The 10,083-nt window shown below is 70.4% G+C and carries 11 protein-coding genes and 1 pseudogene; 10 read left to right on the top strand and 2 right to left on the bottom strand.

From position 1 onward, the window contains the following. Positions 1-106 precede the first annotated feature (106 nt). On the bottom strand, positions 107-892 hold the full coding sequence (locus tag ACZ4S3_RS38245) for a tetratricopeptide repeat protein (RefSeq protein ID WP_467943171.1): 786 nt from the start codon (positions 890-892) through the stop codon (positions 107-109). 75 nt (positions 893-967) lie between these two features. Here ACZ4S3_RS38245 and ACZ4S3_RS38250 point away from each other — a divergent pair, with 75 nt between their 5' ends. From ACZ4S3_RS38250 to ACZ4S3_RS38295, 10 genes and pseudogenes are all read left to right on the top strand, one after another. Continuing rightward, positions 968-1,408: a hypothetical protein gene (locus ACZ4S3_RS38250; RefSeq protein ID WP_467943173.1), complete on the top strand. Its 441-nt coding sequence runs from the start codon at positions 968-970 to the stop codon at positions 1,406-1,408. Positions 1,409-1,587: 179 nt separating this feature from the next. Next, positions 1,588-2,304 (top strand): XRE family transcriptional regulator, encoded by a 717-nt coding sequence (locus ACZ4S3_RS38255; RefSeq protein WP_467943174.1) that lies wholly within the window; start codon positions 1,588-1,590, stop codon positions 2,302-2,304. Between the two features lie 18 nt (positions 2,305-2,322). Next, positions 2,323-3,516, top strand: coding sequence for a M20 family metallopeptidase (locus ACZ4S3_RS38260; protein WP_467943175.1), 1,194 nt, complete (start codon positions 2,323-2,325; stop codon positions 3,514-3,516). Between the two features lie 139 nt (positions 3,517-3,655). Next, positions 3,656-3,820 carry a hypothetical protein gene (locus tag ACZ4S3_RS38265; RefSeq protein WP_467943176.1) on the top strand — a complete coding sequence of 55 codons (165 nt, stop codon included), beginning with the start codon at positions 3,656-3,658 and terminating at the stop codon, positions 3,818-3,820. A gap of 94 nt (positions 3,821-3,914) precedes the next feature. Further along, positions 3,915-5,651: an asparagine synthase-related protein gene (locus tag ACZ4S3_RS38270; RefSeq protein WP_467943178.1), complete on the top strand. Its 1,737-nt coding sequence runs from the start codon at positions 3,915-3,917 to the stop codon at positions 5,649-5,651. Further along, positions 5,645-5,938: a PqqD family protein gene (locus ACZ4S3_RS38275; protein ID WP_467943179.1), complete on the top strand. Its 294-nt coding sequence runs from the start codon at positions 5,645-5,647 to the stop codon at positions 5,936-5,938. The genes ACZ4S3_RS38270 and ACZ4S3_RS38275 overlap by 7 nt, the downstream gene beginning before the upstream one ends. Continuing rightward, entirely contained in the window at positions 5,935-6,351 is a 417-nt protein-coding gene (locus ACZ4S3_RS38280; RefSeq protein ID WP_467943181.1) for a lasso peptide biosynthesis B2 protein, read from the top strand. The genes ACZ4S3_RS38275 and ACZ4S3_RS38280 overlap by 4 nt, the downstream gene beginning before the upstream one ends. Positions 6,352-6,536: 185 nt before the next feature. Then, a complete protein-coding gene (locus tag ACZ4S3_RS38285; RefSeq protein WP_467943182.1) occupies positions 6,537-8,423 on the top strand; it encodes an ATP-binding cassette domain-containing protein in 1,887 nt (628 codons plus the stop codon). A gap of 197 nt (positions 8,424-8,620) precedes the next feature. After that, complete coding sequence (locus ACZ4S3_RS38290; protein WP_467943184.1) at positions 8,621-8,815, top strand: hypothetical protein; 195 nt, start codon at positions 8,621-8,623, stop codon at positions 8,813-8,815. A gap of 21 nt (positions 8,816-8,836) precedes the next feature. Beyond that, positions 8,837-9,196, top strand: a pseudogene (locus ACZ4S3_RS38295) (GNAT family N-acetyltransferase); the annotation flags it as partial. 281 nt (positions 9,197-9,477) lie between these two features. On the opposite strand, the gene ACZ4S3_RS38300 reads toward ACZ4S3_RS38295, so the two are convergent. Further along, positions 9,478-9,921 (bottom strand): LptM family lipoprotein, encoded by a 444-nt coding sequence (locus tag ACZ4S3_RS38300; protein WP_467943185.1) that lies wholly within the window; start codon positions 9,919-9,921, stop codon positions 9,478-9,480. Between the last annotated feature and the right edge of the window lie 162 nt (positions 9,922-10,083).

The raw sequence follows: 10,083 nt of genomic DNA on the forward strand, positions 1-10,083 counted from the left end.
CCGAGACGGCCGTGTCTCCGAATGGCCAAGTGGAGCGCTGTGCCAGCCTGACCCCCACTAACTTCGCTGAGCCCCAACAGTCGGGCCCCTCGGGCCCTTCGAGATCTCAACACGCTGACTTGACAGGGAAGTCGAGGGCCAGGTGCAGGTGTTCCTCGGCGGCGGTGAGGTCGCCCATCTGCGCGTGGATCATGCCGGACTCGTGCGCCCACCGGCCGTGGCTGTAGTGGGACGCCCACGACTGGCCGGGCAGGGCCGGGGCGTTCTCGATCGCGCTCTGGGAGAAGGTCAGCAGCTTCCCGGCAGTGGTGCGGTCGCCGTCGGCGGCAGCCGCGCGGGCGAACGTGTTCCGGTAGTACGCCAGCGCCTTGGGGTTGTTCAGCTTCCGGCCGCGCTGCTCGCACGCTTCGGCGAGCCGGACGGCGGTCGGGATGTGACCGAGGTCGATGGCCTGGTCCGCGAGCCCGCGCAGGGCGGTCGCGGCGAGCTCGTTCTCGCCGGCCTCGGCGGCCAGACGGAAGCTGTAGACGTTGTATTTCTGGCTCAGCCCCTGGTTGCCCTCGTCCCGGGGCATCCAGCCGATCAGGTGGACCAGTTCGCTGGTGGCGGCGAACAGCTCGCGCCCGACCGTGTCGGTGTAGCGGCCGTCCAGCCAGCGTTTGACGTCGACGGTCAGGTAGCGCACGGCCAGGTGGCGGGCGTGTCCGCCGCCGAGCTCGGAGGCGGCGTCCCCGAGCGTGGTGGTCATGGTGCGGACCGCGGCGACTTCGCCCATCCCGACCGCGACCGGTCCGGGCCGGTTCGCGCGGCGGGTGACGGCCTCGGCGTCAGGGAGGTCGAGGGCGGCCAGGCCAACGGCAGCGGATGCTGTGAGGAACTGCCGTCGGTCCACGTCGCTGCCTCCCAAGCGCATGACTGAGGTCACGGTATCGGTGAACTGGGCCTCATTGACCCCGGACAGATCAAGGTGCAGGACCTGTTCGATGAACGGCAGCCACTCCTTGGGCACCCGCCGTCCGGTCTCCCACCGGTAGACCTGCTGCCGGTCGAGAAATCCTGCTTCCCCCAGCGCGCCACCGAAAGCTCGTCAGCGAGCCTCGCCTGGCTGCATCTGGGGCGCTGTGCTTCGCGTGCCGCGCGGATGCGCTCCCTGATAGTCATGTCCGGCCGACTCCAAATCCCCACCGTCGACGGCCGGCTGCTTGGCGAGGCCGAGCAGCTGATGCGCACGTACATGGGTCACAAACTCGGACTCACCGACTGCGTCAACGCTGCTCTGGCCTGGAGGCTGCACCGTCCGGTCATCCTGACCATGGACCATCACTACACGGATGTCTGTGCGCCTCGCACCCGCAGTGAATCCCGACTTGAAGTCATCCCTGGCCCGTCTTCGCACCTTGGTCGTTGAGCCGGGCCATCGCGTGCGGGACCGCCGTGTTCCCGCTCACAGCCTCGCAAAGGGTGCCCGTTGAACTCAAGAGGGGAAGACTTGCGGTCACATGCCGACGCATAGGGGAGGGGGCGGTGTCCGTGGCCGCAGCATGTGGTGCGGATTCGGCGCTCAAGCGGGCCCGGCTGGCGCGGAACATGACGTTGGAGGAGGCTGCTGATGCTCTGAACGCGATCACCGGGCTGGCTGCGGACGCCAGTCTGCTCAGCGCGTGGGAGTCCGGGCGGCGCCGGACGGGAAAGCGGAACCGGGCAGGACTGTGCCAGCTGTACCGGGAGCGGTCGGAGGTGCTGTTCGCCCACCAAGACGGGGAGGCCACCAGCGTGCTGGAGGCCTCCGGCACGGCGGTGGTCGTCAAGGTGTTCACGCGCTGGACGGACTTGGTCGAGGCGATGGTCGCCGTTGCGGCTGGCGCCCGCGAGCGGTTGGTGGTCACGGGGAGCCGGAGCCGGGAGAAGGCGTATCTGGCGGCGATTGAGACGGCGGTGGCTCAGCATCCGGACCTGGTGCACTACCGGGTGCTGTACGGCCCGCCGCGTCACCGCGCGCTCGCGGACCACCTGGTGCGGCTGCTGGAGTTGCGTGACCCGTCCGCACGCCGCAACGGGGTCAAGACACTGCACATCGGGATGGTCGAGCCGGCGGAGGCGTTGGAACGCTTTTTCGTGGCCTCGGAGACGCAGGCGGTTGTTCCGCTTCCGTCCTTTCACGGGGCGGAGGGGTTTGACTGCGGCGTCTTACTCAGTCGCGAGGCTGCGGTGGGGCTGGTCCACCATGGGCGGGAGGCGTGCGCGTCCGCGCGGCTGGTGGAGACGATTGAGGCGGTCCGCGCGCTGCCGGTCCGGCACAGCTGACACATGGTGGGGAGAAGCGTGAGTGAGAACCTTCAGCAGGCCGCCGAGGCCCGCATGGTGTCCGTGGTCGAGCTCGCCCAGGAACTGATCCGGCGGCCGAGCCGGGGTGGGATCGACGACTACGGGCCCGTTCTTGGGGTATTGGAGGGCTGGCTCGCTGCCCGAGACCTGCCGCACCGCCGTCTGCACGACGACGCCGGGAGCCTGGTGGGGCTGCTGGTGGAGATCCCCGGGGGTCGGCCGGGCCTGTGGTGGGCGCTGGACGCCTGCGTGGACACCGCCTCATACGGCGATGAGGCCGCCTGGTCCTTTTCCCCGGCCAGTGGGGCGGTGATGGACGGTTGGTTGCTTGGCAGGGGCAGTGCCGACTCCAAGCTGGCCGCTGCGATGTTCTGCCACATCGCTGCGGAGCTTCACAGCCGCGCCGCTGACCTGCACGGCGGGCTCGCCGTGCTGCTGGACGTCGACGAGCACACCGGCGGCTTCGGCGGCGCCCGTGCCTACCTCGCCGACGAGGTCGCGGCTCGCCCGGCCGGGGTGATGATCGGCTACCCCGGGCTGGACGAGGTCGTGGTTGGCGGCCGGGGCCTGTGGCGGGCCTCCATCGCGGTGCACGCGCCCTCCGGGCACTCCGGATCGAGTAGAACCGTGGTCGGCGCGATTTCCCGCGCCGTCCACCTCGTACGGCTGCTGGACGCTACTGAACTGCCCGGCGTGGAGGAGGGGCCCGGGTTTCCGCTGCCACCGAAATTGTCGGTGACGTCCTTCCACGGCGGTCAGGGCTTCTCGGTCATCCCCGACCTGTGCGAGCTGAATGTCGACGTACGGACCACACCCAGCTTCGACGCGCACGACGCGGAGACCCTGGTACGCAAGGCCGTCGCCGAGCTGGACGCGGAATTGCCAACTCCCCGTCCCACCGAGATCACTCCGGTGGCCAGCTGGCCACCCTTCCGCGTGGAAGACCACGAGCAGCCCGCCGCCGCGCTCTTGGGCGCTGCCGCCGAGGCCGGGCTTGCGGTGCGGGCAAAGACCGCAGGCCCCTCGAACATCGGCAACCTCCTCGCCGGGGAGGGCATCCCGGCCACCGCCGGCTTCGGCCTGCCGTACGAGGGGCTGCACGGCATCGACGAGCGCGCCCACCTCGCCGAATTGCCCCAGGTCTATGCCGTCTACCAGCGGGCGGTTCTCGGCCTCCTCCAGGCGGACTGACACGTCCCAAGCGTGTCCCAGGTTCCTCCCAGATCCGCTCCCAGCAAGTCCCCAACTCCGTCTCTGGGAACAGATCTTCGATCGCGGTGACATAGAGGCAGCACCACCTCACAACCACCGATGACAAGGGAGGCCAGCCATGGCCGAGCAGACCGCCACCACCAAGCCCGTCGAGGACAAGCCCGCCCCGGCGCCGAGCACGAACGGCTTCGCGCCGCAGATCAGCACCCACCCGGTGGCCACCCTCACCCTGGGCCGCCAGGTGTTCAACGACTCGGACAAGTCCAACTACTTCGAGGGCTGACAAGCCCAGGACCTCACCGAGCACCCCGGGGGCCGGCCGCACGACGGCCGGCCCCCGGGCGCGTCACAGGACTGATCACAGGGGAGGCAAGCAGATGGAGTGGCTGACCGGCGGCATTGCTGCCGTGGACGGAACAGAAGTAGACGGGCTCGGCGACCTTCGCCACGCGCCCGACGCGCGAGTGCGGGCGGTCGCCAAGGGGCCGGACGGCATCGTGGTGGTGGGCGACTGCCGGGTCACCAGGCAGGATCTGATGGCCGCCCTTTCAGCGGTGCGGGCGGGCCGATGGTCCGAGCTCACCCGGTGGCCGGGCTCGTACTGGGTGGTCGCCGACAACGGGCGGCAGCGGTTCGTGTGCGGCGACCTGGCCGGCATCCGGGCCGTCTACTACATGCTGCGCGGTGAGGGGACCGCGTGGGCGACTGAGGCCCGCCTCCTGGAGCATCCGCTCGTGCCGGACCTGCCGTTGCTGGCGGCCCGGCTCACTGTAGGCGAGCACCACTGGCCCCACCGCACGCCATACGAACAGATCCGCATGGTGCCCGGCGGGTTCGGGCTGCTGCTCGCCACCGGGGCGCCGCCGCAGTTCATCGACGTCACCAACGTCGATCCCGTCGATGAACTGCGGCAAGGCGCCGCCCGATTCGGGCAAGCGCTCACCGACGCCGTCTGCCGCCGCGTCCGCGTCGCCGACGGCATGGTGGGCGCCGATCTGTCGGGCGGGCTGGACTCCTCGGCGGCCGTCGTGCTCGCGGCCGACGCCGGGGGCGTGCACGCGGTGACGTACACCGACGGCTACACCAGCGGTGAGGACATGGCGTTCGCCTCCCGCATCACCCAGCACACCGGCATCGCGCACACCGTCGCCACCGGAGGTGACAAGCAGCTGCCGTTCGGCTTCCCCACCACGCAGCCGGCCGGGGCGGAGCCGGTGCTGGAGGCGGCGATGTACGCCATGGACGCCGCCTACCTGGGGCCGGTGGCCGGACTTCCGCTCCATCTGACCGGGCATGGCGGGGACATCGTCCTCGACGCCTCCAGTTCCTGCTGGGTCAGACTCCTGCAGGACGGCCAGCGGCGCGAGGCCCACCGCCAGGTGGTGGCATTCGCCCGGTTGCGCAACACCGCTCCGGGCCCGTACTGGAAAGCCCTCAAACAGGCCGCTGACCTCGGCCGGAGCGGCGCCCTGGAACGTGCCGCCGAGGCCCTGGAGCACGAGCCGGTCACGCCAGAGCCGGCGGTCAGTGGGTGGTCGTGGTGCCGTCTGGGGGCCGCGGCCTCCTGGCTGACCGCCCAGGGCCGCCATCAGGTCGCCGCGCTGCTGCGGCATGCCGCCCGCGACCAGCAGACGGAGCAGGCGGACGAGTTCGACCAGTGGGCCGCCCTGCGCTCGGTGGGCGCCTCGGCCCGCGGCTGGGCCCCCTACGGTCACACCCTCGGCATCCGGCCGGTGTACCCGTACCTGGACAACCAGGTCGTCCGCGCCGCGTTCGCCGTCCCCGCCCTCGCGCGCAGGGGCCTGGTGGCGTACAAGCCGCTGTTGCGGGCCGCGCTGCCGCAACTGCCTGACTGGCTGACCTCCCGCCGCTCAAAGGGCTCGTTCACCGCCCAGCGGATCACCGGGCTTGCCCGGCACCGCGCTCGGCTCGACGAGCTGATCGTCGCCAGTCCCTTGGCGGCGTCCGGGCTCATCGACCCCGCGGCCGTCCACGTCGTCCTCGCGCAGGCAGCACGCGGACAGAGCGCCACAGCCATCGCCGACCTGCACCAACTGCTCGTGACGTGCTGGTGGCTGACCGGCCAACCCTCCGGGCTGGAGGCGCCGTGCTGACCCCTGCCCGTCACGTCCACCACGCCACCTCCCAGCACGGCACGGCGGTGCTCGACGTGCGACGCGGGCGATGGCTGATGCTCGACGCCGACGCCTCCCGGATCTGGCACGCCGTCACCGTCCGCGGCGGCACCGCCGGCCTCGCCGACGAGATCGCCATCCCCACCGGCCAGGACCCACAGGCCGTCGGCAGCCAGATCGCCGCATTCGTCCACGGCCTCGTGGAACGCGGTCTGCTCATCGACACCGACCGGCCTCGGCAAACGCGACAGTGGTGGCGCCGATGACACTCATGGTCCCCACCGCCCGGCCCACCGCACCGTGGCGCGACCGCCTGGTGGCCGCCGTCGCGCTCGCCCTCTCCCTGGCGATGAGTCAACTGCCTCTGCGCTGGCAGATCGCCACCGTCCGTCTGCTCCGCGGACTGCCGTACGCGCGCCTCGCCCGCGTCGAGGCCCTGTACACGGCGGTACGGGCGGTGACCCCGTCGTGGTGGCCGGGCCGGATCGCCTGCATGGAGATCAGCCTCGCCACGGTCATCGCGACCGCCCTCACCGGCCGCCAGGCCCGCTGGGTCCTCGGCGCCCGCTTCCTGCCCGACGCCGCACACGCCTGGGCCGAGGTCCCTGAAGGAGCAGTCGGCCGCGACATCGGCGACGCTGGCGACCGGCCCTGGATACCGGTCCTGGCCGTCCCGTAAGGGCGCTCTGGCTGCCGTGGTCCGGGGCCGGTCCAAGCCTCCCCGCCGCCGGGCCGCGGCTTCACCCGATCGAATGAAATGCTCACGGTGCGGCTGACGGGCGAGGCCGGTCGACCAGCGGCAACGCCGGTCCGGCAGAACAATCCCGTTGCCCGACCGCCTCGCCCAGCTCCTTGATGGGGCGCGTGAGTTCTTCCACATCCTCTCTGCCCGTCGCCGCTGCGGGCCAGCCGCCGGTCATGCGCCTGGCCTCCGACCGGCACTTCGAGGCGAGCGTCAACCTGTCCACCACCGCGATAGCGCGCCGTCTGCCCCGCACCCTCGGCCAGGCCGCCCGGCTCGGCTGGCGTACCGACCCCCGCGCCGTTGTGGCCTTGCTCGCCTGCCAGATCGGCGCCGCCGCGCTCACCGCGACTGCGCTCGCGGCCACCACCCGCGTGCTGGCCTCCCTGTTCACCGGCCCCGACATCGCCGCCGGCCTGCGCGACAACCTGACCGCCGTGGTGGTCCTCGCCATCGCCGCAGCCGGTCGTTACCTGCTGGATGCCGCCGCCCGCGCGTCCGCCGCCCGGCTCGCGCCGAAGGCGGTGCGCGAGGCCGACCTTGAGGTCATCACCGCTGCCACCGCCGCCGAGCTCGCCGCGTACGAGGACCCCAACTTCGAGGACGCCCACGCCGCCGCCTCCGACGGTGCGGAGAAGACCGGCGACCTTCTCCGCGATGCCCAGCTCCTCACGTCCGCCGCGGCCCAGATGGCCGCCGCTGCGACGGTCGTCACCGTGCTGCATCCGGTGATGTTGCCCTTGCTTGTCTCCTCGGTCATTCCCTGTGCGTGGGGCGCCGTGCGCGGGGCCCGGATCGAGCACGCCGCCCACCACCAGGGTCTCGCCGACTCCCGCCTGCGCAATGTCTTCCGCTCGTACACCACCGAGCGGAACACCGCCGATGAGGTCCGCGCGGGCACGATGGCCAGCTTCCTGATCCGTCAGTACCGCATCGTCTCCAGCCGTTTGGAGGCCGAACAGCTCAAGGCCACCCGGCAGGCACTGGTGGTGCAGGGCATCGGCGACGCGCTCACCGCCGTGGGCACCGCCGCGACCTGGGGCGTGCTGGTGCTGCTGGTGGCGACCGGCCGAATGGAGCTGGCCGCCGCAGGTACCGCGGTCCTGGCGGTGCGGGCCTCCGGGGCCGCGCTGGCGACAGCGGTGCGGGCCGGGGCCCGGCTGTTCAGGACCTCGCTGTCCCTGGACGACTGGGCCCGGTTCCTCGCGGTGGCCAAGCCGTGGACAGCCCGCCGCGGCGCCGCCCAGGTCGCCACCGACGGGCCGCAGGTCATCACCGCGGCCAATGTCTCCTTCACCTACCCAGGCGCCGGCGCCCCCGCGCTGGACGGCATCAGCCTGGACCTCAAGCGTGGCGAGGTGATCGCGCTGGTCGGCGAGAACGGCGCCGGCAAGAGCACCCTTGCCCGGGTGCTGACCGGTCTGTTCCTCCCCACCACGGGCTCGGTGACGTGGGACGGGGTGGACCTGGCCGACGCGGACCCGGCCGGGGTGCTGTCAAAGGTGGCGCTCGTCCCGCAGGACTACACCCGTTGGCCGCTGGCCGCTCGGGAGAACATCACCCTCGGCCAGCCCCGGCCCGAAGGCGACGCGGCCGTGCACGCTGCCGCCGAGGCGGCTGGCGCCGACAGTGTCATTGCCGCGCTGCCTCACGGGCTCGACACCTCGCTGGCCCGCTCCTGGTGGGGAGGCCACGACCTGTCCGGGGGGCAGTGGCAGCGCATTGCGGTCGCCCGCGCCTTCCATCGCGACTCCCCCGTGCTGGTGATGGACGAGCCGACCGCCGCGCTCGACGCCCGTGCCGAGCACCGGGTTTACATGCGACTCAGGGCGCTCGCCGCGGGGCGGGCCACCGTGTTCATCACCCACCGTCTGGCCAACACCCGCCTCGCCGACCGCATCATCGTTCTTGACCAGGGCCGCATCTCCGAGATGGGCACATACGAGGAGCTGATCGACCAGGCCGGAGGCTTCTTCGAGATGCTGAAGTTGCAGGAAGACCGGGACTGATCAGGCCACTCGCTGGTGAACCCAGGAGAAAGCAAGACCGCTCCGGCCCGGCGGCGCCCGCTGTGTCGATGCTGCGTCGCCGGATATCCGGACAGGACAACCGGCGAGGAGCCGGCCGACGTCAGCCTGTGCACCCCGGCCTACATGCCAGACGGCCCCGGCCCCGCCAACCGGCAGGGCACGGAAGGGAAATCCGCATGACCAGTCCGCACATCCTCCTGTCCGGTGACCGCCTCGCCCTGGGCCAGCCCCGCCACGAGATGCTCGCCAAGTACCACACGTGGGAGAACGACCCCGGCACCATCCTCGGCTACGGCAACCAGTTCCCCCAGTCCTGGGAAGTCCGCGAAGCCGGGTGGACAGGCCAGCGCGGCAACTACAACTACCCCTAGTTCGAGGTCGTACGACTCGAGGACAGGACGCCGGTCGGGATGACCATCCTGACCGTCAACCAGTTCGTCCGCACCGCCGAATTCGTCATGGTCCTCGCCCCCGAGGCCCGCGGGAAGGGGTACGCGGCCGAGGCGGCCCTCCTCACCCTCGACTGGGGTTTCCACCTCGGCGCCCTGCGCATGATCTGGCTGAAGGTCCTCGAACCCAACCAGGCCGGCATCGCCGCATACGAGAAGGCTGGCTTCCGACCGGCCGGGCGACTGCGGCATTCCGGCTACTGGCTCGGCCAACCCGTCGACGAACTCATCATGGACGCCCTGCCCGCCGACTTCCGCGGCCCCTCCGCTGTCCAGACCGCCCTGCATGCCGACCGCCCCTGACCGGACAGCCGGTTCCCACAACGGCGGAGAGTGCCCGGCGGTCTTCGCCGGGCACTCACGGGGCGGTGAAGACCCTGTGCACGGGAACCCCGTCAGCTGGGCAATATCGACCTTTGGTGACGCTGTCCTGTCGAAGTTCATCTGGCAGCCAGTGGGCTGCTGACTCGCTGGGGTGCCATGTCGTCTGAGAACGCTGGCCCATGGTGTTCCCAAACGACATGGACTTCACGGAATTCGCGTTCGCTGTGCCGTCGCTTGGGGCATCCGCGTAGCGCGAATCCTCACTTCAGGTCGTACTTGCACATCTTGTCGGACTTGCCACCCTTGTTGTCCGCGACCTTCTTCCCGTCGACTGTGATGACGCAGGCCGCCGCGCGCAGTGTGCCATCGGCGTTGTACACGGAGCCGGGGACGACGGAGACCGTTGTGCCGATCCTCTTCTCAGCGTCCGTCGTCAAGGTGACGGTCGAGGTCTTCTTCCAGGGAAGCTTCACCTTCTCGAACTTGTTGGTGTTGAGGTTGTAGTACACCTGCGATGTGCCGTGGCCAAGAACTTCGAGGGTGACCTCGTGCTTGACCTCACCGCTCCCGCTCCCGCTGTCCGGCTTCGGCTTCACGCTCGCGTTCGCAGGCTTGTCGGCCGTCGGCGGGCCGTCGCCGCTGCCGCAACCGGTCAGTAGAGCCGCAGTCAGGACCAGAGCCGTCCCATTGATGATCTTGCGCATACTTCCCCCCTTGCAGATGAGTAAGTGATCTTAGTTCGGCGTACTGCTGCCACGCGTACCAGCTCTGGTCTACCGACCTCATGGGCGTGGTCATAAAGCGCGGAGGGGGTATGAGTGCAAACCCCACGAACGAAGCAAACGTCGTCGCTCAGGACACGACGC

Source organism: Streptomyces sp. NPDC028368, from assembly GCF_055565615.1.